This window comes from Phyllobacterium sp. 22552 (assembly GCF_052044585.1).
Taxonomy (GTDB): domain Bacteria; phylum Pseudomonadota; class Alphaproteobacteria; order Rhizobiales; family Rhizobiaceae; genus Phyllobacterium; species Phyllobacterium ifriqiyense.
On sequence record NZ_JBQENG010000013.1, the window covers coordinates 65,526 to 90,798 of the forward strand.

The 25,273-nt window shown below is 56.1% G+C and carries 23 protein-coding genes and 2 pseudogenes; 18 read left to right on the plus strand and 7 right to left on the minus strand.

Annotation, left to right across the window (positions count from 1 at the left end):
* Positions 1-19: 19 nt before the first annotated feature.
* Together ACTJI9_RS22260 and ACTJI9_RS22265 are read right to left on the minus strand one after the other, a co-directional pair.
* Positions 20-1,042 (minus strand): galactitol-1-phosphate 5-dehydrogenase, encoded by a 1,023-nt coding sequence (locus ACTJI9_RS22260; RefSeq protein WP_440810990.1) that lies wholly within the window; start codon positions 1,040-1,042, stop codon positions 20-22.
* Between the two features lie 74 nt (positions 1,043-1,116).
* Entirely contained in the window at positions 1,117-2,112 is a 996-nt protein-coding gene (locus ACTJI9_RS22265; RefSeq protein WP_354346985.1) for a substrate-binding domain-containing protein, read from the minus strand.
* A 362-nt stretch (positions 2,113-2,474) separates the two neighbouring features.
* On the opposite strand from ACTJI9_RS22265, the gene ACTJI9_RS22270 reads away from it, so the two are divergent.
* The 6 genes from ACTJI9_RS22270 (at position 2,475) to ACTJI9_RS22295 (ending at position 9,037) form a co-directional block, all read left to right on the plus strand.
* Positions 2,475-3,866, plus strand: coding sequence for a cache domain-containing protein (locus ACTJI9_RS22270; protein ID WP_440810992.1), 1,392 nt, complete (start codon positions 2,475-2,477; stop codon positions 3,864-3,866).
* Positions 3,863-4,519, plus strand: coding sequence for a response regulator transcription factor (locus tag ACTJI9_RS22275; RefSeq protein ID WP_307277614.1), 657 nt, complete (start codon positions 3,863-3,865; stop codon positions 4,517-4,519). Before ACTJI9_RS22270 ends, ACTJI9_RS22275 begins: the two co-directional genes overlap by 4 nt.
* Before the next feature lie 114 nt (positions 4,520-4,633).
* Positions 4,634-5,182, plus strand: a complete 549-nt coding sequence (locus ACTJI9_RS22280) for a TRAP transporter small permease subunit (RefSeq protein ID WP_307277609.1) — start codon at positions 4,634-4,636, stop codon at positions 5,180-5,182.
* A 13-nt stretch (positions 5,183-5,195) separates the two neighbouring features.
* Positions 5,196-6,785 (plus strand): TRAP transporter large permease, encoded by a 1,590-nt coding sequence (locus ACTJI9_RS22285; protein ID WP_440810994.1) that lies wholly within the window; start codon positions 5,196-5,198, stop codon positions 6,783-6,785.
* A 52-nt stretch (positions 6,786-6,837) separates the two neighbouring features.
* Positions 6,838-7,953 (plus strand): TRAP transporter substrate-binding protein, encoded by a 1,116-nt coding sequence (locus ACTJI9_RS22290; RefSeq protein ID WP_307277603.1) that lies wholly within the window; start codon positions 6,838-6,840, stop codon positions 7,951-7,953.
* 154 nt (positions 7,954-8,107) lie between these two features.
* Positions 8,108-9,037, plus strand: a complete 930-nt coding sequence (locus ACTJI9_RS22295) for a bile acid:sodium symporter family protein (RefSeq protein ID WP_440810996.1) — start codon at positions 8,108-8,110, stop codon at positions 9,035-9,037.
* A 35-nt stretch (positions 9,038-9,072) separates the two neighbouring features.
* Here the strand turns inward: ACTJI9_RS22295 and ACTJI9_RS22300 are convergent, their stop codons facing one another.
* The 5 genes and pseudogenes from ACTJI9_RS22300 to mobQ form a co-directional block, all read right to left on the minus strand.
* Complete coding sequence (locus ACTJI9_RS22300; protein WP_440810997.1) at positions 9,073-11,142, minus strand: TRAP transporter permease; 2,070 nt, start codon at positions 11,140-11,142, stop codon at positions 9,073-9,075.
* A 79-nt stretch (positions 11,143-11,221) separates the two neighbouring features.
* Positions 11,222-12,211 (minus strand): TAXI family TRAP transporter solute-binding subunit, encoded by a 990-nt coding sequence (locus ACTJI9_RS22305; RefSeq protein WP_337355045.1) that lies wholly within the window; start codon positions 12,209-12,211, stop codon positions 11,222-11,224.
* 185 nt (positions 12,212-12,396) lie between these two features.
* Complete coding sequence (locus tag ACTJI9_RS22310; RefSeq protein WP_440810999.1) at positions 12,397-12,735, minus strand: hypothetical protein; 339 nt, start codon at positions 12,733-12,735, stop codon at positions 12,397-12,399.
* A complete protein-coding gene (locus tag ACTJI9_RS22315; RefSeq protein WP_440811001.1) occupies positions 12,728-13,123 on the minus strand; it encodes a recombinase zinc beta ribbon domain-containing protein in 396 nt (131 codons plus the stop codon). Before ACTJI9_RS22315 ends, ACTJI9_RS22310 begins: the two co-directional genes overlap by 8 nt.
* 122 nt (positions 13,124-13,245) lie before the next feature.
* Positions 13,246-14,418 (minus strand): annotated as a pseudogene (mobQ, locus tag ACTJI9_RS22320) (MobQ family relaxase); the annotation flags it as partial.
* Positions 14,419-14,597: 179 nt separating this feature from the next.
* Between mobQ and ACTJI9_RS22325 the strand changes: the two are divergent.
* The 12 genes and pseudogenes from ACTJI9_RS22325 (at position 14,598) to ACTJI9_RS22380 (ending at position 25,116) form a co-directional block, all read left to right on the plus strand.
* Positions 14,598-14,924 (plus strand): conjugal transfer protein TraD, encoded by a 327-nt coding sequence (locus ACTJI9_RS22325; protein ID WP_440811003.1) that lies wholly within the window; start codon positions 14,598-14,600, stop codon positions 14,922-14,924.
* A gap of 1 nt (position 14,925) precedes the next feature.
* Positions 14,926-15,198, plus strand: coding sequence for a conjugal transfer protein TraD (locus ACTJI9_RS22330; protein ID WP_440811005.1), 273 nt, complete (start codon positions 14,926-14,928; stop codon positions 15,196-15,198).
* Between the two features lie 338 nt (positions 15,199-15,536).
* A complete protein-coding gene (locus ACTJI9_RS22335; RefSeq protein WP_440811007.1) occupies positions 15,537-16,412 on the plus strand; it encodes a DUF3313 domain-containing protein in 876 nt (291 codons plus the stop codon).
* A 176-nt stretch (positions 16,413-16,588) separates the two neighbouring features.
* Complete coding sequence (locus ACTJI9_RS22340; protein WP_440811009.1) at positions 16,589-17,632, plus strand: HlyD family efflux transporter periplasmic adaptor subunit; 1,044 nt, start codon at positions 16,589-16,591, stop codon at positions 17,630-17,632.
* On the plus strand, positions 17,629-18,813 hold the full coding sequence (locus ACTJI9_RS22345; RefSeq protein WP_440811011.1) for an FtsX-like permease family protein: 1,185 nt from the start codon (positions 17,629-17,631) through the stop codon (positions 18,811-18,813). The genes ACTJI9_RS22340 and ACTJI9_RS22345 overlap by 4 nt, the downstream gene beginning before the upstream one ends.
* The gene (locus ACTJI9_RS22350; protein WP_440811013.1) at positions 18,813-19,511 is read left to right on the plus strand and encodes an ATP-binding cassette domain-containing protein; all 699 of its coding nucleotides are present in this window, start codon (positions 18,813-18,815) and stop codon (positions 19,509-19,511) included. The genes ACTJI9_RS22345 and ACTJI9_RS22350 overlap by 1 nt, the downstream gene beginning before the upstream one ends.
* 86 nt (positions 19,512-19,597) lie before the next feature.
* Positions 19,598-20,001: pseudogene (locus tag ACTJI9_RS22355) on the plus strand (MATE family efflux transporter); the annotation flags it as partial.
* Between the two features lie 15 nt (positions 20,002-20,016).
* Positions 20,017-20,847, plus strand: coding sequence for an MATE family efflux transporter (locus ACTJI9_RS22360; RefSeq protein ID WP_440811023.1), 831 nt, complete (start codon positions 20,017-20,019; stop codon positions 20,845-20,847).
* Between the two features lie 97 nt (positions 20,848-20,944).
* Positions 20,945-21,574: a methyltransferase family protein gene (locus ACTJI9_RS22365; RefSeq protein WP_440811015.1), complete on the plus strand. Its 630-nt coding sequence runs from the start codon at positions 20,945-20,947 to the stop codon at positions 21,572-21,574.
* Between the two features lie 128 nt (positions 21,575-21,702).
* Complete coding sequence (locus tag ACTJI9_RS22370) at positions 21,703-22,452, plus strand: response regulator (protein ID WP_440811016.1); 750 nt, start codon at positions 21,703-21,705, stop codon at positions 22,450-22,452.
* On the plus strand, positions 22,449-23,870 hold the full coding sequence (locus ACTJI9_RS22375; RefSeq protein ID WP_440811017.1) for an ATP-binding protein: 1,422 nt from the start codon (positions 22,449-22,451) through the stop codon (positions 23,868-23,870). The genes ACTJI9_RS22370 and ACTJI9_RS22375 overlap by 4 nt, the downstream gene beginning before the upstream one ends.
* Positions 23,871-23,955: 85 nt before the next feature.
* On the plus strand, positions 23,956-25,116 hold the full coding sequence (locus ACTJI9_RS22380; RefSeq protein WP_440811018.1) for a patatin-like phospholipase family protein: 1,161 nt from the start codon (positions 23,956-23,958) through the stop codon (positions 25,114-25,116).
* Positions 25,117-25,273: the final 157 nt, after the last annotated feature.

Below are 25,273 nucleotides of genomic sequence, written 5' to 3' on the forward strand. Positions count from 1 at the left end.
ATCCCCCCTTTCCACACCATTATGGGCGGAACATCACTTTCGAGAAGAACATGGATTTGTCGGTCCGGAATTTTTCAAACATGCCTGGCAATTCAGCGAGATCAAGGTCGTGGGTGATCATAAACTCCCATTCGAGTTCGCCAGAGCCGAGTTTGTCCAATGTAACGGTCCACTGGCGACCAGGATATGGGGAGCCAAAGGAATTCCATGAACCGTGCAGCGATATCTCCTGGCGGAGAAAATGCTGGAAAGTTTTGTTTTCCAAAGCCACTTCCGCAACCGGTATCCCAATGAAAACAACATGCCCGCTTGGCGCTGCCAACTTCACCGCCATATTGACTGACGAAGGATGCCCTGCAGCTTCGACAATTGTATCGCAGAGCAAATCAGCTGGAATCTCAGCACCGGCAAGAAACGTATGCCTGGCGCCTGCACGCCGCGCCATCGCCAGTTTCTCTTCGGAAACATCGATTGCTACAACTTCGCTGGCTCCCATCAGCCGCATCCATTGGATAGCGAACAGACCAATGGGACCGCAACCGATGACACCGCCACGCTGACCCATCGTCATTCCGCCTGCTTTCCAAATCGCGTGGAGCGCAATTGAAGCAGGGTCGGTCATTGCCACCGCTCGCGGATCTATATTTTTTGGCGTCTTCAACAAATTGGATACCGGAACACAGACATATTCCGCATAGGCCCCATCACGGCGTGAACCGAAATAATCATAGTCCCGGCAACGCGAAAACTGTCCCTGCTGACATTGGTCACATTTATAGCATGGCAGCATCGGTGGAATGGCCACAAGTTCGCCAATTTCGAAACCTTCAACGCCCTCGCCAATTTCGGTGATATGACCGGAAAACTCATGACCGCAAATGAGCGGCATCTTGTGTGCGCCCTTGATCAGCATACGCGGCATGTCAGAGCCGCAAACACCAACAGCTGCAACCCGTATTTTCACATGGCCGGAAAGCAATTGTGGAACCGGGACATTTTCAAGACGAATATCGCCTGGGGCATAAAGTACTGCAGCACGCATCTGGTAATCCTTGGAATTGATAAAGAGATCGCGGGGCAGGATGTGCCCTGCCCCGCAGGCCTTGGGAGAGGCTATTACTGACCGAGAACGCTCGGGCGATATTCGGCAAAAAGTCCCTGACGCGGGAAATCAGCAACATTTTTGGAGGTGACAAGTGTCGAACCTGCATCGACGAATTTCGCCACTTCCTTCTTGGCAGATGCCTCCCGCGCGACCTGAATCGTCACGTCCCCGAGATATTTCGGATCGTTGAGAGCTGAACCGATATAGTTGCCACCATCGGCAATGATGCTCAGCGCTTCAGACAAGCCGTCAACACCCGCAACGAGAACATCATTCCGGTTGTTCTCCTTGAGTACCTGCAAAGCTCCAAGCGCCATATCGTCGTTATGGGCATAGACAACTTTAACATCGGGGTTTGCCTGCAACAGATCCTGCATAGCCGTTACTGCATTGGCGCGAATATATTCGGCATAAGGCCCCTCGACGATGGTGTGGCCAGTACCCTCCAGGGCCGCATGAAAGCCATCTCGGCGATCCATCATGACAGCGCCGCCCGCATCCCCTTGAATTTCAATAATCTTGGCCTTTTCAACTCCGTCCGCTTTCAATCTGGCTACGACAGCTTCACCGACCAATTGGCCCATTTTCTTGTTATCGCGACCCACATGAGCAGTTACACCAGTACCGTTAACGCTACGATCCACCGTGATCACCGGGATACCAGCAGCCACAGCTGCTTCGAGTGATGGAACGACCGCATCCGGGTTGACCGGATTGATAATGAGCGCATTGACGCCCTGTGTAATCAGATCCTGGATATCATTGTTCTGCTTGCTGACATCACCGTTTGCATCAAGAAATATCAATGTATCTCCGCCCGCCTTAGCCGCGGCCTCCGCACCGGTTTTTAATTGAACATAAAACGGAGATTGCAGAGTTACCTGGCTAAATCCAATCTTCAAACCCTCAGCGCGAGCCGAGAGCACGGGCATTCCCAAACCAAATGCGAGAGCAAGCGTAAAAACAGAAGCAGCGGTTTTCGTAACGAAACGACGACGGTTGAGCATGGTGTTCCTCCCCAGAACTCTTCTAAAAACAACAAAAGTGAAAATAATTCACATTTGTAATAGCAAATAACCAGAAGCCCATCCGCATGTCAACCACGTTACATCGACAGTGGAATGTGCTTCCGCACAATGCGCAGTTCCCGGGGGGGCGGTCTAATGAAGCAAGCCGACGTGCTCGCTGCGAGACCGGCAAGTAGACACGGGCTTTAGGCGCCCGAAACCAGCTCAATGACCGCGATGATCAGCGGACGTAGCAACTTCTATTGATTGTCAAAGACTTACCAATTGCGAAAATATGTTACAGTTGTTGTGAGTTACGAAGACATCACTGTCTTTCATTTTCCGGCAAGGAGATACTTACCTTGAACTTAAGGCATCAGATCGTCGCACTGGCAATTGTTCCGCTGGTTCTGGCCATATTATCAGTAACGACACTGCTAACCTTGCAATCAACGAACCTAGTGCAAAGCAGTATCGATACATTTGAGCGCAATATGCTTGATGCAAAAAAAACCGAACTACTCAATCTTACCAATCTCGCTCTTTCAGCAATTCAGAACATTTATCAGTCGGCTGGCCCGGATGACGAGAATGCCAAGGAGCAGGTCCGGGCTATCCTCACGGGTTTGGACTACGGCAAGGACGGTTATTTCTTTGTCTATGATTATGACGGGAACAACGTTGTTCATCCGCGCCAAGCATTCCGTCCCGGCCATAATTGGCTCAGGTTGCTAGACCCCGATGGTGATCAGGTGATTGCCAATCTGATCGAGAAAGCAAAGCAGGGGGGTGGATTGCACCAGTATAAATGGGAGAAACCTTCTGCCGGAATCATGGCCGACAAGCTTTCATTCGCCGTTGGCCTTGATAAATGGAAGTGGATGGTTGGCACAGGGGTTTATTTGGATGATGTCTTTACCCAAACTGCCGCGGCCAAAGCTGATCTTCGCAGCAGTATCGGCAATACGTTTTGGACCGTTGCCCTTATCGCCTTGCCAGCAGTGCTTATTGTTTTTGCCACTTGCATGCTCTTGAACCTTCGAGAACGGCGGCTGGCTGACAGCAAGCTCAAGCAGTTGACCCAACGTGTCATCAACGCCCAGGAAGAAGAGCGCTCCAGACTTGCCCGGGAGCTACATGATGGTATTTCGCAAAATCTTGTCGGCGTACGGTATGCGATTGATCTGGCAAGCAGGAAGGTTAACAGTCAAAGCCTTGATGCGGCAACAGCAATCAACCGCGGAGCCGAAGCACTTAATGGCGCTATCAAAGAAGTTCGAAGGCTTTCGCATGATTTGCGCCCTCGTGTTCTTGACGATCTTGGCCTGGCACCTGCCCTCCAGGCACTGGTGCACAATTTCACTGAACGGACTGGCATCGAGGCGAATTTTTCGTCGATCGATTATAAAAACATGCTTAAAGCGGAGGCGAGCACGGCACTTTATCGTGTGGCACAGGAGGCTTTGAACAATGTCGAGCGTCACGCTGCCGCAACGCGCGTTGACATCATTGTTTCCACGAACGCTGGCCGTATACAAATGGTCGTTTCCGATAATGGAAACGGCTTCAATCAGCCCCCCGGCAAAGACAAGTCTCCGCGTCTTGGCGGACTCGGTTTGCGCAACATGCAAGAGCGAATGGCCCACTTTGGCGGTTTGCTCCTGGTGAAATCAGATGTCGAGGGAACCACTCTTACTGCTATGCTGCCAAGATCCGCCATGCTGAAATCCAAGCCTGCGGCAAATGCTGCATGAACAAGACCCACCCAATCAAAGTACTATTGGTTGACAACCATCCCCTTGTCTTGGACGGTCTGCGCGCATTGCTGGAGACCTATCCGCATATCGCTGTTGTGGGTGTTGCGCGGCTTGCACGAGAAGGTTTGGAAATCGCGCAATCGACCCTACCGGCCGTGGTCTTGATGGATATCAACATGCCACAAATAAACGGTATCGAAGCTATTGAATTGTTCAAAGAACAATTGCCGGATACCCGCATTCTGATGCTCTCCATGCATGACAGCCGCGAATATATCTCCACTTCGGTCATGCACGGAGCTTCTGGCTATATTTTGAAAGACGTTTCCACTGACGAAATAGTCTCGGCCATCGAAGCTGTGGCGACTGGAAAAACCTATTTTTCATCTGGCGTTGCGGATGTACTGCTTGAGCGCAGAACTGCCGAAAACGCGCTGCCTTTAACAACACGGGAACATGACGTACTGCTGTTGATAGCAGCAGGCAACAGCAATCGCGATATCGCACTTGCTCTGGGGATTTCAGCAACAACGGTTGAAACGCATCGCAAGAACATCAAGAAAAAATTGAATATTACCTCCACGGCAGGTCTGACCCGTTACGCCATTGAGAATGGACTCGTCAGCCAGTCGGGTCCGGATACCCATTAGTGGGTAGACAAGTCCATTTGTTTATTCAGATGGCTTGTCCCAACTGACATCGCGACATACGAGTTCGCCAGGCCGGAACACGCTAGGGAAGCGCTCGGTCACGGGAGGATGCCAATGTCAGTACTATTGTCCGTGTCGCGTGCCATTGATGCGATCAACACCTTTGTCGGCAAGGCGGTATCATGGCTTGTTCTCGCCGCAGTTCTCATCAGTGCGATCAACGCAACAACCCGTAAACTCTTCAATGTCAGCTCAAATGCGTGGCTAGAGGCGCAGTGGTATTTATTTTCCGCGGTCTTTTTACTTGCTGCCGGCTACACTCTGCTTAACAATGAACATGTGAAGGTCGATCTGATCTACGGTCAGATAAAACGAAGATCGCAACTCTGGATTGAGGTTTTTGGAACGCTTTTCTTTCTCTTTCCCTTCTGCCTCATCACGATTTACCTCTCCTGGCCTGTGGTTCTTTCAAAACTAGCCAGCGGTGAAGTCTCAAACAATACTGGCGGCCTGCTTTTGTGGCCGGTATGGGCGTTGATACCCGCGGGCTTCGGCCTTCTTGCTCTTCAGGGGCTTTCCGAGCTGATAAAACGCATCGCGATCCTCAGGGGTCACATTCCTGACGCCGTGGCAATTGCCGACGCTGACGCTGCTATACTCTAATCCGGGAACAATCATGTTTGCCATCATCGCGGAAAATCTCGCGCCAATCATGTTCCTGTCACTGATTGTCGTATTGTTGCTGGGCTATCCGGTGGCTTTTGCGCTCGCCTTTGTCGGCTTTCTCTTTGGCTTTGTCGGAATTGAGATGGGCCTTCTACCCATCAATCTTTTCGGCGCTATTCCCGACCGTATATTTGGTCAGATGTCCAACGAGACTTTGCTGGCAATTCCCTTCTTTACCTTCATGGGACTGGTACTGGAGCGAAGCGGTATGGCCGAAGAATTGCTGGACACTATCGGCCAACTCTTTGGCCCGGTCCGTGGCGGCCTTGCATTTGCGGTCATTTTCGTTGGAGCAATTCTCGCAGCAACCACAGGCGTGGTAGCAGCTTCTGTTATTTCCATGGGGCTTATATCGCTGCCAATCATGCTCCGTTATGGATATGATCGCCGCGTAGCGGCAGGCACTATTGCAGCGTCGGGAACATTGGCTCAAATCATTCCCCCAAGCCTTGTGTTGATCATTCTTGCCGACCAGCTTGGCCGATCCGTAGGGGACATGTATAAGGGTGCATTGGTCCCCGGATTGATGCTTGTCGCCGCCTATTCGGCCTACATCATTGTCATGTCATTCATTCATCCGACACGAGTGCCCGCATTGCCTGCCGAGGCACGAACCTTGCGCGGGTGGAAGCTACTTCAAAAGGTAATAACGTCTCTGGTGCCTCCGCTGGTGCTGATTTTTCTGGTCCTGGGGACCATATTTATCGGTCTGGCAACCCCGACCGAAGGCGGAGCCATGGGAGCAGTGGGTTCTTTGGCACTCGCTGGCCTCAATCGAAGGTTAGACATGCCGATGATAACGTCTGCGCTCTATGCAACAGCCAAGCTTTCTTCTTTCGTTATTTTCATTTTGCTTGGCGCGCGTGTGTTTTCGCTTACTTTCTATGGTGTGAACGGCCATATCTGGGTTGAACACCTGATGACGTCCGTGCCCGGCGGCGTCATTGGCTTTCTAATCATCGCTAACCTTTTAGTTTTCTTCCTGGCGTTCTTTCTTGACTACTTCGAATTGGCGTTCATCATCATCCCGCTATTGGCACCGGTCGCTGATGCGTTGGGCATCGACCTCATATGGTTCGGCGTCATGCTGGCGATCAACATGCAGACCTCGTTCATGCATCCGCCGTTCGGTTTCTCGCTGTTTTATCTGCGATCGGTGGCACCGTCGCGCGCCTATAAGGACAGGGTTACGGCAGCCACAATTCAGCCCGTCACGTCAGGACAGATTTACTGGGGAGCACTGCCCTTCCTCGGTATTCAGTTGACGATGGTCGGACTCGTCATGGTGTTTCCACAGCTTGTGACCCACTACAAGTCCAATGCGCTAGCGGTTGATCCGGCGAGTATCCAATTGAATGTTCCTATGCCCGGTGCCGGTTCTACAAATCCATTTGGAACGCCGCCTCAACCATTTGGCGCACCTGCCCCGTCTTTCGGTGGCCAAGCGCCCTCGCCACAAGCCCCATCGCCCCCTGCCTTTGGTTCGCCCACGCCAAGTTTTGGTCAACCCGTCAAACCACCAGCCAACGCTCCCCAGTAATTCATTGGCAGCGCGTTTGTGAAAAACATCTGCAAAATCCAGGAGGAACATCATGACACATAAAATAGATCGCAGAAGCTTTTTGACTAAAACAGCAATTGGCGGCGCTGCCACGGCGGCCGCGGCCACTCTTGCCGCTCCAGCAATCGCACAGGAATTGCCCACGTTGCGTTGGCGCCTGACCTCAGGATTTCCAAACAATCTCGATACTATTTATGGCGGCGCTGTTGTTATGGCAGAGGCGCTGTCCAAGATCACGGAAGGTAGATTCCAAATTCAAGTTTTCCAAGCCGGCGAACTGGTCCCTGGCGCACAGGCACTTGATGCCGTCAAGGGAGGCACGGTCGAGATCGCGCATACATGTGGATATTATTTTACAGGCAAGAATCCAGCATTTGCTATCGGTTCGACAATTCCTTTCGGCTTGAACGCAAGACAACAAAACGCGTGGCTCTATCATGGTGGTGGCAATGAACTTTACGATGAATTCCTCGCGGATTACGGCGTTGTCGGGAAACCCGGCGGCGGTACCGGCGCCCAGATGGGAGGCTGGTTCCGCAAGGAGATCAACAGCGTTGCCGATCTTAAGGGCATCAAAATGCGCATTGCAGGCGTGGCCGGGGAAGTGATGTCAAGGCTGGGCGTCGTGCCTCAGCAGCTCCCGGGAGGCGATATCTATCCTGCTCTGGAGCGTGGCACGATCGATGCCGCCGAGTGGGTCGGCCCATACGACGACGAGCGCCTGGGCTTTTATCAAATCGCACCCTATTATTATTATCCAGCTTACTGGGAAGGCGGACTGACTATCCATTTTTACATCAACAAGGGCCAATATGAGGCACTGCCTGAACCATATAAAGTGGCGCTAGACACTGCTTGCAAAGCAGCCAACATCAACATGCAGGCGCTGTATGATGTAAAGAACACAACGGCCATTCGCTCGCTAGTGGGCAAGGGCGTCCAACTTCGTCCTCTTCCACGCGATGTGATGGATGCTGCCTACAAGGCGACCTTCGAGTTGTATGAAGAATACAACGCCAGTAATCCTGCATGGGCTAAAATATATCCTGCGTGGAAGAAATTCCGTGATGAATCTTTCGAATGGTTCCGCGTGGCCGAATATAGTTATGATAGCTATGTTTATACGGCTCAGGCATCAGGTAAATAAATAATCAAGGCGACCCGGCACTCGGTGCCGGTCGCCACCCCGCTTGGGTCAGAATCTGCTTTCATCCTTTGAATATTGTAAATTGTGATCTCGATGTATTGAACTTAACGCGTTCCACGTCTAAACGCCTTCGCTCAGATCACGGGAGGCAACCTTGAAGATTCTTGCAAATTTTTCGGCATTCATTGGCAAGACCTTTGCGCTATGGGTCATAATATTTGCTGTTCTCGGCTTTCTGTTTCCCGATACATTTAAACAGCTGACACCTTATATCGTAACCCTGCTCGGCATCATCATGTTTGGCATGGGTCTTACCCTTTCATTGGACGATTTCAAGGAAGTAGGAAAACGTCCTTTTGAAGTTCTTATCGGCGTGATGTCCCAGTTCATCATAATGCCCTTGCTGGCTGTTTTGTTGACTAGAATTATTCCCATGTCCCCTGAAATTGCAGCCGGCGTCATTTTGGTAGGATGTTGTCCTGGCGGCACGTCAAGCAATGTTATGACCTATTTGAGCAAGGGCGACGTTGCACTGAGCGTTGCCTGCACAAGCGTCACAACATTGACCGCACCCCTTGTCACGCCATTTCTCGTTTGGCTTTTTGCCAGTCAATATCTACCCGTTGACGCCACGGCCATGTTTATCAGCATTCTTAAGGTTATCCTGTTGCCATTGGCGTTGGGCTTCCTGGTGCAAAGACTTCTTCCATCGATTGTCAAATCGGCGGTGCCGGTACTGCCTCTCGTTAGCGTGGTGGGCATTGTATTGATCGTTGCAGCGGTGGTTGGTGCAAGCAAGGGCGCCATCCTCCAATCTGGCCTCATGATTTTTGCAGTCGTTGTCCTTCATAATGGACTGGGTTACCTGCTCGGTTTTTTTGCGGCCCAAGCCAGCGGGCTTTCCTTGTCGAAACGCAAGGCAATTGCCATTGAGGTTGGCATGCAGAACAGCGGCCTGGGCGCCGCACTCGCCAGCAGCTATTTTTCTCCGGTTGCCGCAGTTCCCAGTGCCATCTTCAGCGTATGGCACAATATTTCCGGAGCGCTGCTCGCCAATTACTTTGCAGGCAAAGAAGAAGCATGAATTGTAGCCAGTCCTGCTACGCGTGAGCGCGTATGCTAACCAGAAACTGGCATGGGAGGCAATCGTTTGAGATCTCTCATTTGCCTTACGAGCACGGGCGCGATCAGCAAGGCCCCGAAAAGGGAGGAGTAGAGCTCCGGTACTACGAGCAGGATTGCTGCAAGGATAAGCAATACTTGCTCCCATAATTTTGTCCGGACCAGCATAAAGCCGGACAGTGCAGCGCCGAGACAGGTTATTCCGAGCATACAGCCAAGGAAGGCCGTGAAAAAAGCGCTCCAGGTAAAATTGGCTGTAACCAACAGCAGCGATGGTGAGAAGACGAAGACAAAGGGTACCAACACCTTACCCATGCTTAGCCGGAACGCGGTGTTTCCTGTTTTGAACGGATCTGCGCCCGCCATGCCAGCTGCAGCGTAGGCCGCCAGCGCGACTGGCGGTGTAATGTCGGCCAGAACTCCGTAATAGAAGACGAAAAAGTGAGCCACTATCGGCTCAACGCCAAGTATTCCGAGTGCTGGGGCCGCAATGGTCGCCATGATAATATAATTGGCAGTGGTCGGAATTCCGCATCCCATAAGGATGCAAACAATGCCGGTCATGACGAGCGTGAAGAGCAGCGTTAGGGACTGGGGGGCGAACATCATCGTTGGCAACACGGTACCGAACCAGCTTGCCATTTCTGCAGCTGTTGATGTGACGATGAACGATATTTTGAACCCGACGCCGGTTAAGGTTACGACACCAACGACTATACCGACCGTGGCAGCGGCGGCCCCAACTGCCAGTGCATATTTTGCTCCATCGCGAAGGCTTTCCAGAACCTCGCTCACCGACATTCTTCTGCGCGGGTTAAAAAGACCAACGAGAATACACAGCGTTATGCCCCAGAAAGCTGCCAAATAGGGCGTATATCCTACCAGAAGTATTCCTATCAGGACGATGAGTGGAATGACCGTCGGCCAATCCCTCTTGAAGGCTTCTTTTAAGTCAGGCATTTCGTCGGCCCGCATACCGCGGAGACCCGTACGCTTTGCCTCGAAATGTACCTGAACGAGAACCCCGAAAAAGTGCATAAATGCAGGCACAATCGCGGCGAGAATGATCGTTGTATAGGGTAAATCCAAAAATTCGATCATCAGAAAAGCCGCCGCACCCATTATGGGTGGCGTAATTTGCCCACCTGTTGAGGAGGCCGATTCTACGGCGGCTGCGAAGTGCCGCTTGTATCCGAGACGGATCATTGCGGGTATCGTCAACGAACCAACCGTTACGGTATTGGCGACGGAGGAACCGGAGATCATGCCGAAAAGCGCCGAGCCAAAAATCGAAACCTTCGCTGGCCCACCTGCATAGCGGCCGGCAACCCACGCCGCGCAATCCAGAAAAAGTTGCCCGAGACCAATTCGTGTAGCGAATACGCCAAAAAGCACGAAGTGAAAGACATAGGTGGCGACGACACCGAGGGCGATACCGTAAATACCTTGCGTCGTCAGATATAGGTGATCGACAAGCTGGGAAACGGTTGCACCCGGATGTATCAAAATGCCAGGCATTGAGGGCCCATATAGCGCATACGCCATGAACAGAAGCGCGATGATTGGCAGCGGCCATCCGACGGAGCGGCGCGTTGCTTCAAGGAGTACCACAATAAGCAGGGCTCCGAGGACTACGTCTGTCTTCGTTGGGTTGCCTACTCTAAATGCTAGATCATCGAGCGGTATCAAAGGAACATGCGCAACCGCGACTACCGCGCCGATAGCGAGAAGCCAGTCTAGTACAGAAATACCGAGCGGGCGCCACAGTGAAGCGCTAACTGGTTTGTCGTAACCTTTGCGGGAGAAGGGAAAAACCAGAAAAACCAGACCAAGCACAAAGGACAGATGGATGCCCCTGTGCACCATTTCAGAAAGAAGGCCAAAACCAGCCGTATAATAGTGGAAGAGCGACAGTGCCACCAAAAGCCCACCGACGAGCCGCGCCGCGATTGGAGCAAGCGGCCGAAACCGAATCTCAGAATCGAACTGTTCTTCAAGTTCCCGTGCTTTGGCCTCGTCCAGCTCCATTGGAGATAAAGGTGGTCTCTCAGCCGAAGGAATGGGCATCCCGTGCTCCGTCGCATTTTCTGTGGCAGGTCATGGCATACGGCTTAAAGCCGCATGCGCAGCAACTGAAGTGTCCGTTCTATTTCAGAACGCCTGCTTCCTTGTAAAAGCGTTCGGCACCTGGGTGAAGAGGTATTCCAAGTCCGGTCGTTGCATTTTTCAGGGTTATCAGCTTTCCCTTTGCATGGCCTGCATCAAGTGATGCGCGGGTAGCGTCATTCCACATTACCTTGGTAATATTATAGACAAGTTCCTCTGGTTGTTTTGCGCTCGTTACCCATTGGGCAGCAACTGAGATCGTCTCTGTTTCGGCAACGTCCTTATAGGCACCGGCCGGTACCGTATCTTTCGCAAAGAAGCTGTTTTCCGACAACAGCTTGTCAGCCTCGGGGCCGTTGATCGGTACAAGCGAGATACCGCTCGAGGTTGCCAGTTCGGATATAGCTCCCGTGGGATAACCGCCCACGAAGAAATAGGCATCCAATGCACCATCGCGCAAACGATCTCCTGCCGGACCGGGCTTCAGGTGTTCGGCTTTAATGTCCTTCTCGGTAATGCCATATGCAGCAAGCACAATACGTGCGTCCACAATTGTTCCGGATCCTGGCTCGTCCAATGAAACGCGCTTACCCTTCAGATCGGCAACAGACTTTATATCTGCATCCTTTCTGGCCACCAAATGGATTGTTTCAGGATAGAGCGTTGCGATCAATCTCAGATCATCTACTTTGTTCTTGCCTTCATAAAGGCCCGTGCCGCTATGCGCCCAATAGGCAACATCGGACTGGGTAAAGCCTGATTCCAAAGCTCCGCCTTGAATTGCATTGATATTTGCGACGGAGCCATTGGATGAAACGGCAGTGGCAACCAATCCCGGTACGCCCTTGTCGCCAGCGCCGGATATGGCGTTCGCTATCAGACCCCCAATCGGATAATATGTACCGGCTGTCCCGCCAGTGCCTATGCGAAAGAAGGCTGGTGTCTGTGCAACAGCGATAGCAGTGGCAAAACATAGTGAACCGACAATGGCCCCTACCGCCAACGACTGGACGTTCTTGAGAAATTTCATGGGGTTCCCTTTATGGTTGTGAACCACAAGGATCGTAATCCAGAATTAAAATGTCAACTGTTCTCTTATGCAAGTCTTTTGGGGTTACTGGTGATGTGTCGCAACTTGGCAGCTTATAGAGCTGGATTACTGCTGGTTGCTTGCTACTTGGCTTGTTGGGCTGTGCTTTGTGGGATGTTTTTGAGTTATTGGTTGCGGGGGCAGGCATTGGCCGTCAACATAACTTGCTCCAGCCTATGATAATCCTCGCCTCTGACCAATTCGAGCATGCCGAACAACTCGCCGCGTAGCTCGGCATGAACCTCACCGCGCTTCTGGCCGGGAGTGAGAATGATCTCCCCGATCAAGGAACGCAGCGCCTCCGCTGCCTGCCGCCCGCCATCGGGATCGTCCAGAGCGTCTATGAACCGCTCTACCCGCAGCCGGTAAACATTGGCGATATTGGGATGAACGTCCGGCACATCGGCGGGCGCTTCGCCCATGCGGGCGGCAATTTCGGCCTTCTGCCGTTCAAGCTCATCCATGCGCGCTTTCATGCTCGGCTGATACATGCCGTCTTCGATAGCCGCGATGATCCCAGCAATGGCCTTTTCGATCTTGGCAAGCGCCTTCTGATCGGTCTGCACCTGTGCGGCGGTCGCGATTGAGGCGGTTCATTTCTTCCACATAGGCTTTGACAGCTTCCGCTACTGCTTCGCTGGACACAAGCCGCTCTTTCAGGCCGGTCAGCACGCGGGCCTCGATCTTGTCACGGGTGATGGTCCGGCCATTGTCGCAGGTGCCGCGCCTATGATGATTGAGGCAGGCATAGCGGTTCGGCGTGATGATGCCGATCTTGCCACCGCAGCAACCGCAGGTCAGAAGGCCGGAAAGGAGATGGACGGGACGACCTGTCTGGCGTACGCGCTTCATGCGGCCTTCCAGGGTATTGGCTGGATTGGGGCCGAAGATTTCCGATATCTGCTTCTGCCGCGCACGGGTGGCGTTCCATAGCTCATCGTCCACGATGCGCAGATGCGGAACCTCTGTCCTGATCCATTGGCTTTATAGCCCGCCGCTTCCCAAGCCTCCCGCGCCACGCCCAACATCGCACTCTTTCCCGTCCCGGCATAGCCGACGACCATGCCCATCGGTGACATGCGCCAGCGCATCAGCCTGCTCGCCGGAAGGATAAGCCCCGTTGCTCGGCGCGGGCCAATGCCGCTTCACGATCCGCGTCATTCACCGCATGGCGCTCGCGCTCAGCCATCAGTTCCGCCGCGTAGTGCAGGCGCTGTGCGGCCTCGATCATATCGCGCGTGGTGAAGCGGTCGTTGCCGAAGGAATCCTTGCCGAGTTCGACCAGTTCGGGCGAATTGCCCATCGCGCCCATCACCTCGTTGAACTGGCCGATCCCGTCGCTGTGGCGATGCGCGAACATCGCCATGTCGCGCCGCGTGAACGTCGATTGCTGATGCGTGATGGCGTCGAGGGCGATGGACGGATCGGCGATGATGCGCGCGCCGTTGTTGCGGGCGATCTCGCGGTGCAGTTCCGCACGGTCCGCCGCCTCAACCCCTTCGCCCTCGATGCGCTGCGCGGGCGCGCCGATCTGACTTTGCGGCTCCAGCGCGATGCCCTGCGCTTCAAGGCTACGCTGGTCGATGCGCGTCGATGTCGAGTTCCACCAACCGCTCGTTGGCAAGCTCGGCCCAGCGTTCCCGCCAACCCTCGACTATTTCCGTGCGGTTCCAGTCGCGCACTTTTTTGCCGAAGCCGTTTTCATCGACTTCGCGCATGGTCAGCATGACATGGGCGTGGGGCTTGGGCCGGCCGTCCTCACCGACATCCCAATGCACATTGAGATCGGCGATCATGCCCTGATCCACGAATTCGCCTTGCACGAAATCACGCGCCAGTTCGATGCCCTGGGCCTGCGTCATCTCGCGCGGCAGGGCGAATTCCACCTCGCGGGCAAGCTGCGCGTCCTTGCGAACCTCGAACGCCTCGACATCGTTCCACAGCCGTTTGCGGTCGCTCCATTGTTCGGGCGCGTGTTCCGGCAACAGCACCTCGGAATGGACGACGCCGCGCTTGGCGGAGAAGTCCTGAACGCGGTCAATCCGCTCGTCGCGCAGCCGCGAAGCGGAACGGTAGGCGGCGGACGCCACCGCGCTTGCGCCAGACTTGCGGCCAATGACCTTGACGTGAAGATGACAGATCGCCATCGCGATCCAGGAATGGCACGGCAAAGCGCATGTCGGAACGACGTATAAGCGCGCCCTCCCTCGAAAAAATCTCGGGAAGGATTATCCGGTGCCAGACCGTCCCACTGACCTTACAGCATTCTGCCGCGCGCTGAAATAGCATGCCTGCATCGACAAGGACGGTGACAATGGAGACGGGAATGCGAAAACCACGGGATTTCGACGCGGAACTGAAAGCGCTGGAGGACAAGGGGCGGGAACTGAAAACGCGCAAGGTGCAGCAGTTGGGCGAACTGGTCATCGCCACCGGGGCCGACGCCCTCAGCGCTGAGGAACTGGCCGGGGCGCTGATCGTGCTGGCCGAAACGAAGGACGCCGGAAAGAAGGAGGCATGGGCAAAGCGCGGAGCCGCATTCTTTCGCGGCAAATCGCGGCGATCTGCTCCGGCATTTGATGGCGACACTGGCCGCACTCCGCCGCAATCGGGCGGCGCGCAATCGTCATCAAGCGGCACAGGCACGGCATGATATGGGTTCATGGCAGGTCGAACGGCGCAGGCGCACAAGGCATCTCATTGAGCTTGGCGGTCTCGTCGTCAAAGCCGGTATTGTGGACCTGACCGGCGACAACCGCGCCACCATCCTCGGCGCGCTGATTTGGATGGCCGAAAAGCTCAGAAGCGAGCAAGGCGAACACGCATGGCAGCTCTGGGCCGAAAAGGGAGAACAGGCATTTGCAACAGAGCGGAAAGAGCAAAAGACGCCCACCGGCGTACAAGAACTCCGCCACGGGCGGACGTGATGGCGGGCACCGCGGAGACCTCAAATATCGCGGCGACGGCCACCATCACGCGGCTCGCCGCACGAAGTTAACGAAGCGGGCAGGAGAGACACGCACGCGATAAACAATACTGTCTAGGGGGCTGCTGATGGGACCATAAGATCGAGATGACAACTCAGAGCGCACACTTTTCACCAAGAAGTTCCAGCGGTGGGGTGAGACCGCCTCGCCAACATCACTTAACATTTCAAAACCCAATCCAACGACGGAATGTGAGACCTCATTCCTGCAGCAGGCAGGGAGTGGTGCAGTCCTGAGAACGGGGTGTCATCGCCTTGTCCTTATAACAGGAACGCGAAATGACACACTCCCAAATCGGCTTTGCAACCAACTTGCCGCGGCGTCGTGCCTCTGGCGGCATACAATTTGTGTGGCCGCTGGCCTTGATGATGGGCGGTTGCGCCTCCGTGCCGCTCCAGCAGGCGAACACGCTCTCCTCCTATGACGGATTGACTTCGAACGGCGGAAAGATGACCAAGGCGAAATACAAGGTTGCGCCCGCGGATCTGGCTTCGGCCAAGACCGCCTATGTCGCGCCGGTGGCCATCGCTCCCGCTGCCGCGCAGTCGGTCAAGAAACCTTCCGATCAGGCGCTGGTGGCGAATGCGTTGGGGCGCGCCCTTTGTGTGGGTATGAGCGATCGGTTCACAATGGTGGACACGCCTGATAATGCCGATATCATTGTTCGTGCCACCGTCGCCCGCATCGCGCCGACCAACACTACGATCGCCGCGCTCTCCACCGCCACGTCGCTGGGGGCCAACTTTGTCAGCCCCTATCCCGTTCCGCGAATTCCGATGGGACTGGGCGGGCTTGCCGTCGAGGCCGAAGCAACGGCGCGGGACGGCAGGCAAGTAGGCGCAATGGTCTGGGCCAAGGGCGCAAAGTTCATCGGCAGCGATGCGCGTGTTTCGCAAGTCGGGGACGCTTATTCGCTTGCGTCGAGCTTCGGCGATGATTTCTCCAAGATGCTCGTCAAAGGCAAGTCGCCGTTCAAGGGATTTCCCCTGAGCCTGCCGTCCGGCCAGAAACTGAAATCCAACTTCGGCGGAAAGCCGAAATACGCGGCTTGCGAGGCATTTGGACGGTCGCCCGGACTCATTGATTTTGCCGCCTCCCAGGTCGGTGCGCCACCGTCATGGACCGACAAAGGGCGTCTCGTGCAGAGCAAATAAGCGTGAATTGCGTAAACAGAAAAGCCACGCCGATGAGTAAGAGGGGCGAGGATGGCATCGCATTGCCGCTGGACGACACGGGACAGGCAGCGCCTCTGACGCCCGCCTCTGTAGGGCAGCGGAGCGGGGCATGGCGGCGCGTGTTGCTGATAGTGCCGTCCGTAGGTCTTGGCCTGGTGGCCAGCATCGTTCTACAACCGTCTCTCATGGGCATGTTTCCCAAGTTCGCGGGAATTGATCCCATTCAGTCCTCTGCCGTGACCACATCGGAACAAGACGAGAGCCAGATCGCACCCGATGTCGTGGCGCTCGGACGCCTCGTGCCTGAGGGCGGTACGCTGGCTGTGGCGCTTCCCAGCGGCGCGAGTGATGCGCGCATTGCACGATTGCTGGTAGCCGAGGGCGAGCGGGTCGATGCCGGGCAGGTCGTCGCCGAACTGGATAATCTGCCCCAGCTCCTTGCCGCGAAGAAAAGCGCGGAATCCACCCTCGCCGCCCAAGAAGCGGCGCTTGAACAGGTTCGCGCCTCGACCGTGGCAAGTCTTGCCGAAGCGCGCGCCGCCCGCGCCTCGGCCGAAGCGGCGCTGGTTTTGGCGAAGCAGGAACTCGCGCGCCTCACCAAGCTTGCCGAAAACCAGGTGACGACGCAGGCCCTTCTGCAGCACGCGCAATCGACCGTCCTCAAGGCCAATGCGGAACTGAACCGCACTATTGCGCTGGTCGAGCGTTTCAGCGGTGCCGAAACCGGCAGGCAATCGGACATCATGCTGGCGAAGCGCAATGTCGATCTGGCGCGGGCCAATCTGGATCGCGCCAATAAAGATCTCGCTTCGGGAAAGGTGATGGCTCCGCAGGCGGGAACCGTGCTGGAAATCCACGCCCGCGTCGGCGAAAGGCCGTCCGCCACCGGCGTGATAACGCTCGGCGATGTCGAACGGATGACCGCCGAACTGGAGGTATACCAGACCGACATCAGGGCGGTCGCGCTCGACCAGACGGTCAGCATGACCGCGCAAGCGCTACGCTCGCCCCTGACGGGCCGCGTAACACGGATCGGCCAGATCGTCGGACGCCAGTCGGTGATGTCCACGGAGCCGGCCGCAAATGCCGACGCCCGCGTCGTCATCGTAACCGTCGCCCTCGATGCCCCTTCCTCCGTCCATGCGCGCGCCTATACCAATCTCGAAGTGGTCGGACGGATCAGGACGGAAGCCGAATGACGCGACTATTCCAGTTCCTGTTCCGGCGCATTCCCGTCGGCTGGCTGCAGCTCACCCACAATCGCGCGCGCCTGATGGCGGCGGTGGCAGGCATTGCCTTCGCCAATCTCCTCGTCTTTGTCCAGCTCGGCGTTGTGGCGTCGATGACCAGCACCATCCAGACGACCTATACGCCGTTTCGCGCGGACCTGATCATTTCGCCGCGCCGGCCGCAGCTCGTCAACGGCCAGGTGGTTTCGCGGCGGGTCATGTACATGGCGCTTGCCGATCCCGCCGTGGCCGACGCCACGCCGCTTTTTCTGGGCAATGTGGATTGGAAATTGCCGGACGGCGCGTCCAAGGGCCTGATCGTCTATGGTGTGAAGCCCGAGGCGGTCGCCTTTGCCGGCGAAACCGTCAGGAACCAACTCGCCATGCTGGCCCCATCCGGCCGCGCGCTCATCGACAGCGAGATAACCGGTGTCGAACAGCTCGCTAATACAGAAGCGCTCGAACGGATATCGCCAGAGACGCCCATGACATTCGAGATCGACGGCCATGCCGTATCGGCCGTGGGCAGTTTCCGGCTCGGCAGCGATTTCGGCTCCGATGGCGGACTTTTCGTCTCGGACCAGACGTTCCAACTGCTCGTCCGCCAGCGCACCACCGGCACGCCAAGCCATATCCTCGTTGATGTCAAACCGGGCGAGAATGCCGCAGCCGTCGCCCATCGTCTGGACCAGCGCCTTGCCCCGGAACAGGTGCAGGTACGCACGATGGCGGAGGCCGTCGCCGACGAACTCGACTACATGAACACCGAAGCGCCGATGGGCATCATATTCGGGATTGGCGTTTTCATCGGCGGCTTTGTCGGTCTCGTCATCGTCTATCAGGTGCTCGCGTCGGATGTCGCGGCACACATCAAGGAGTACGCGACATTCAAGGCGATGGGTTATCCGCATCGCTTCCTTCTCGGCATCGTCTTTGAGGAAGCACTGATCATCGCCTTTATGGGCTTCGTGCCGGGCGTAGCGCTCGGGCACGGGGTCTACGTCATAATGGGGGAAGCAACCGGCCTGCCGCTGGGCATGACATCAGGCCGCGCATTGACAGTCCTAGCGGGCACGTTCATCGCGTGCGTGCTGTCAGGCGCGCTCGCGACCTTGCGCTTAAGAAAAGCCGAACCAGCGGATTTGTTCTGATGACAGCTGGCGCAGAACCACCCATCCGACTTCAGGGGGTCAACCATTGGTTCGGCTCCGGCGAAACGCGAAGACAGGCTATCTTCGACGCATCCCTCTCGATCGAACGCGGCAGCCTGACCATTCTGCGCGGCCCCTCCGGCTCGGGCAAGACCACCCTGCTCACCCTAATGGGAGCCTTGCGCAAGGTGCAGGACGGGTCGATCCGTCTGCTGGGACAGGAATTGAACGGCGCGGGCCAGACTGCCCAGGAAGCCTTGCGCCGCCGGTTCGGCTTCATCTTCCAGGCTCATAATCTGCACGAAAGCCTGACCGCGCGGCAGAATACGCTGATGGGGCTGCAAGTGCATGGCCCCGGCGGTGATGGCATGACGCAGAACGCCGCGGCGGTCCATATCCTTAGATCGCTCGGGCTGGAAGCGCGCATCGATTATCTGCCGGAAAAACTCTCCGGCGGCCAGAAGCAGCGCGTCGCCATTGCCCGCGCGCTGGTGTCGAATCCGGACATCGTCTTCGCCGACGAACCGACAGCCGCACTCGACAAGGACGCCGGGCTTTACGTGGTGCGGATGCTAAAGGAACTCGGCGCGACGCGCGGCACATCGACAGTGATGGTGACGCACGACACGCGCATCATCGACCTTGCCGACCGGATCATCACGGTCGAGGACGGCTGTGTGACAGATGAAACGCTCTGAAGGAGGGATGAATGGCTGCCGCAAAATTCCTTACCGGCCCCACCATACGCCATGTATTGGTGATGACGGGGCTGGCATCCATCGGGATGATCGCTCTCTTCATCGTCGATGTGCTCAATCTTTTTTATATCTCCCTGCTCGGCGAGCAAAAGCTCGTCGCGGCCATCGGTTACGCCGGAACGATTGTTTTCTTCAGCTTTTCCATTGCCATCGGCCTCAACATCGCGGCATCGGCGCTGGTGGCGCGAGCGCTGGGACGCGGCAGCCACGGCGAGGCGGCGGAAATGGGAGGTGCGGCAACGATCATCGTGGCCGCGGTAACCACCGCCATTGCCGTCGCCGCGTGGCCGTTCCTCCGGCCGCTTACCGCCATGCTGGGCGCAACCGGCGCAACGCTCGACTCGCCACGTCCTACCTGCGGATCGTCATCCCATCCGTTCCCGTGCTTTCCGTAGGCGTCAGCTTTTCAGGCATACTGCGCGGAGCCGGCGACGCGCGGCGAGCCATGTTCGTGATGCTTGCGGGCGCCGTTGCCACCGCTATTCTCGACCTCTTCCTCATCTTCGGGTTCAATCTCGGCATCACGGGCGCGGCCATAGCCAATGTGCTGTCGCGCTTCGCGCTTCTGGCGCTCGGCTTCCACGGCGTAGTGATCATCCATCGGCTGGTCAGCATTCCCGACCGGAAGCGGCTTTTCGCTGCGCTTGTCCCCTTCGCGGCAATCGGCGGGGCCGCTGTCCTGACGCAACTGGCGACACCGGCGGCCAGCGCCTTCGTCACCGCTAGAATGGCGGATTTCGGCGATGCAGCCGTGGCGGGATGGACCGTGGTCGGGAGGCTGGTTCCCATAGCCTTCAGCGCGCTCTTCGCGCTTTCCGGCACGGTTGGCCCGATCCTTGGCCAAAATTTCGGCGCGGGCCGTTTCGACCGGGTGCGCCAGGCGCTGCGGGACGCCCTCATTGTCTCCACCGTCTATGTCGCCACGGTCTGGCTGCTGCTTGCGCTTTTCAGGAACCAGATATCCGGCCTCTTCAGCGCCCACGGCGAAGCCCACCAGTTGATCCTATTCTTTTGTCTTATCGCGGCGGGAAGTTTCCTTTTCAATGGCCCGCTCTTCGTCTCAAACGCGGCCTTCAATAACCTGGGTTATCCGGTGCTCGCCACCCTCTTCAATTGGGCCGCGCGACAATCGGGGTGCTGCCTTTCATCTGGTATGGTGCCAGATGGTACGGTCCGGAGGGGTACTGGGCGGATGGGCGGCGGGCGGCGTTGTGTTCGGCGTTGCAGCAATTATCGTCTGCTTCCGCCTAATCAACCGCCTTTCGGAGGGAATTAACATAACTCAATCGAACGACACACACCATAACAGCGGCCCAAATTAACGTGAACCCCATCGACGGCGAAAAGGCCGTCTGCATCCATGGGAAATCACTATGTCCACCACGCCCGCCATCACGCACGACCTCGGCCGGACCCAGTCCCGCCGCAAGATGAAGATCCGTCTTGCCCTGCTTCTCTTCTCCCCTGCCCTTCTCTTCACGACCGGTATTTTCGAGCCTGGCTCGTGGCAGAGGGAGGCGCTGGAGGGGGTCGGAGTGCTGCTGGTCTTCCTCGCCATTCTCGGCCGCGCCTGGAGCACGCTCTATATCGGTGGTCGGAAGATCGATCACCTGGTCACGGCCGGTCCATATTCGGTGACCCGCAATCCTCTCTACCTGTTTTCGTTCGTCGCCGTTCTCGGCCTTGGTCTTCAGACCGGAAGCATTACCATTGCGCTGGGCTTGCTTGTTGCCTATGCGATCTTCTGGCCGGTGGTTTTGCGGGAGGAGGCCACCCTACACAAAATCCACGGCGTGCTGTTCGAGATATATCGCAATTCGGTGCCTCGTTTCGCACCGCGCCGGAGTTTGTGGAAGGATGCCCACCAGTTGGAAATCGATCCACGCCGCTTGCGGCAGACGGTGCTCGACGGATTGATCATGCTGGCCTTGATTCCCCTGATCCGCGGCATCGGCTGGCTGCAGGCTTCAACTCCCAATTTGCCGGTACTGGCGCTGTTTTAAAGACAACTCTGCCCATCGGCGAATGTCACCGTCTTGCCCCGACAGGGTACCGGCAACAAAAATAAACATAATTGTTGCTGACATTGCGCCGGAGGAACTGGATATTCCTCGGATTTGCGGCGGCATGAATGGCTGAGCTTATGAATATCATGGCATCAAGTATCGTTACCCCAGCTCGAATACTTGTCGTCGAGGACGATCGGGATATCGCGGCTATGCTGATCGATCTGATGAAAGAGGCTGGTTACGCCGCCGAGGCGGTCGGATCGGCGGTTGAAATGGATCGTCTCCTTAAGAAGAGGGATTTCCAGCTTATCGTTCTGGACGGAATGCTGCCCGGCGAGGACGGTTTCAGCATATGCAGAAGGATACGGTCCCTCGATACGGTTCCCATTCTCATGCTGACCGCGCTGACGAAAGAGATCGACCGGGTGGTGGGATTGGAACTGGGTGCGGACGACTATGTTACCAAGCCGTTTAATTCGAGGGAGCTTCTTGCGCGCATAAAAGCGCTTCTGCGACGGTCGTCCTATGCGATGCAGGCGAAGCCAAGCTTGGAACCCATGACGTTCGCCGGCTGGCGCATCGATCCGGTGACGCGAGAGTTGACGGACAGCGAAGGCATGCATGTGTCGCTCACGACCGCGGAATTCGACGTGCTGCTGGTCTTCTGCCGCAATCCGCGGCAGGTGGTGACCCGGCAGGAAATCCTGGTCCGCACCCACGCCGGCGCCGCAGGCCCTGTTGAGCGCAGCATCGACGTGCATGTCAGCCGCATCCGGCAGAAAATCGAGCCGGATTATAAGAACCCGACGCTGATCAAGACCGTGCGCCTAGGCGGATACATCTTCACGCCCGAGGTTTCGACATCGCCATGAAATCCATAATCGATCATTTTCGCAAGGCGTCCATACGCCTGCAATTCATCGTGTTCGCGGCGATACCGGTTCCGGCGATCATCATAACCATTATTGCCATTTTACCGGAGCCGTTCCTCTTTCAGAATGAAAGGGCGCTGATGGTCAAGGGTGCTCAAATTGAGTTGCTCATCACCCAGCTTCGCAATGCCAGAGATGCAGTCGAAATCAGGGATTTGATACGATCGAGCGCACCGCTCGGTCTCGAAATGAAAATCATGCCGTGGCGTAACGTCAGCGACGAAGAACATCCCCACCCAGACGATCATCTCATCTCGGATGAACTTCGCAAAGTCCTGCCCGCCGATCTCGAAGCGATTGTGCTTGAAAATAGATCGGAAACCGATGGCCATCGCAGCACGCTTGCAGTGCGTCTCGATGCCAGCTGCGCCCTCGTCATCGGTTTTTCGGGCGCCGACATCTCGCCCTCCTTTTTTAACACGATAGTGGAGGTCACTGCCAAGATTCTCATTCTTATGCTGCCGATGATCGTTCTGGTTCTCTATATCAGTACCATGATTACATCGCCGCTCGTCCGGTTTGCCGATGCGGCCAAGCGTCTGCGCATCGACGGCAAGGAGGAAGAGCCGTTCAGCGTCGGCGGCGCGAAGGAACTTCACACGCTGGCGACATCCCTCAACATGATGCGGCAGCGTATCCGTAAAATGGTCGATGACCGTACGCGAATGCTGACCGCTGTGAGCCATGATCTGAGAACGCCCCTGACACGTCTCAGAATGCGGGTAGAACGATCCAAGGATACCGCCTCGCGGGAAGCGATGCTCATCGATATCGATACATTGACTGGCATGATCGAGGAGAGCCTGCGGTATCTAAGCAGCAGTGCCACGGTGGAACCGGTCAAAAAGGTCGACATATCCAGCTTGCTTCAAACCATCACCTCGCAGTTTTGCGATCTGGGATATACCGTCAATTATCACGGCCCCGAGCGGTTCGGATATTTATGCAGGCAAAAGGCACTCATCCGCGCCGTCACCAATCTCGTCGAGAACGCAGTGCGATTTGGCTCGGTAGTGGATATAGAACTCCGCGCCAGCAACCAGGGCGAAACGGTCATCACCTTAAAAGATAACGGTCCCGGGCTTGAAGACGGCTTCCATGACAAGGTACTGGAGCCGTTTTTCAAAGCTGACGAGGCGCGTACTTCAAGCGCCAAAACGGGTTTCGGGCTGGGCCTTTCAATCGCGGACGAAATCGTGAAAAGCCATGGCGGTTCGCTGATACTGGAGAACGCAACCCCGCATGGCTTGTGCGCAAGGATAGTCCTGCCCCCGGTCCAGGCCGTTCCGCAGCAGATGCGATTACGCTTGTCGCAAGCGGCCGCACCTGTTGCCGCCCAAGCGCACAACAACTCTTAACAACACAAAACCCAAGGCAAATGGCCGGTCCGGATTAATAGCGCCCATACCAACAATTACAGGGCGATGAGATTTGGATAGGCTGGTGGCAATCTTCATGCTGGCATTTCTTGCTGGCTGTCTGGCGCCCGACCGCGTGGTCTACGGGCCGAGGGCCGCGGCAACGGCCAGCATCGAGGGCTTTGGCAACATCCGCATATATGCGGATTCGAACCGGCAGCTTCCTGAAGATAGCGATTGGCTTCCCGTTCCGAGCGGCAAGGAAGTCAATTATCTCGTCTTGTCCGGCGGCGGTTCCGGTGGCGCATTCGGCGTCGGAATCCTGAAAGCCTGGACGGAAAACGGAGACAGGCCGGAATTCGATATCGTTAGCGGCGTCAGCACGGGTGCGCTGATCGCACCTTTCGCCTTTCTCGGGGCAGCCTATGACGACACTCTTGTCGATCTATATACAAGCGGCGTCGCCGAGAAACTGATCGACGCGGATTTTCTGCCGAAGGGCCTACTTGGCCCGAGCCTCCTAAAACAAGAGCCACTCCGAAAAATGGTCGAGCGATATATCACCCGCGAAACACTGGCAAAAATCGCGGCGGAGCACCGCAAAGGACGGCGTCTACTTGTTCTGACGTCTAACCTCGATTCCCTGCGAGCGGTGATCTGGAATATGGGCGCCATCGCTGACAGCGGACGGCCCGATGCGCTGAAGCTCTTCCAGGATATCATCATCGCATCGGCCAGCATGCCCGGCATCTTCCCAGCGGTGCTTATCAAGGCGAAATCCGGCGGGCAGGAATTTGAGGAAATGCACTCCGATGGCGGCTCGGCCTCCTCTATCCTGACGATCCCGGACGGATGGATGGCCGATCCCGAGAAAGGCGCGTGGCCCAAGAACACCAAGGTGAACATGTATATCATCGTCAACAACACGCTCATCCCGGAATTCTCAACGACAACGAACAATACGCTCGCCGTGATGGCGAGAGCGAGCTCGGCTCTTATTAGGGCGCAGACACGCAGCGCGCTGGTCGCGACTTATCTTTATGCCCAAAAGACCGGCATCCGGGTCCATATGGCGTCGATCGATACGCAGATCCCCTATGACGTAACCGATCCATTCAATACGAGCTACATGCGCACGGTCTACAAGCTCGGCTATGCAAGAACGGCAAGCGGAAACCTTTGGAAGGACAAGCCCTTGTTTCCTGAAAAGTTACCAGTCGCGCAGCCAATTGAAATGAAGCCATAGTGAAATCACTCCCCTTTCTCGGGGGTGTCTAAATGCCAAAGGCCACCGTGAGGCGGCGTAACTGATTATTATATTATGATATTCAGGGAGTTATGCTGGAACTGGTTGCGGGGACAGGATTTGAACCTGTGACCTTCAGGTTATGAGCCTGACGAGC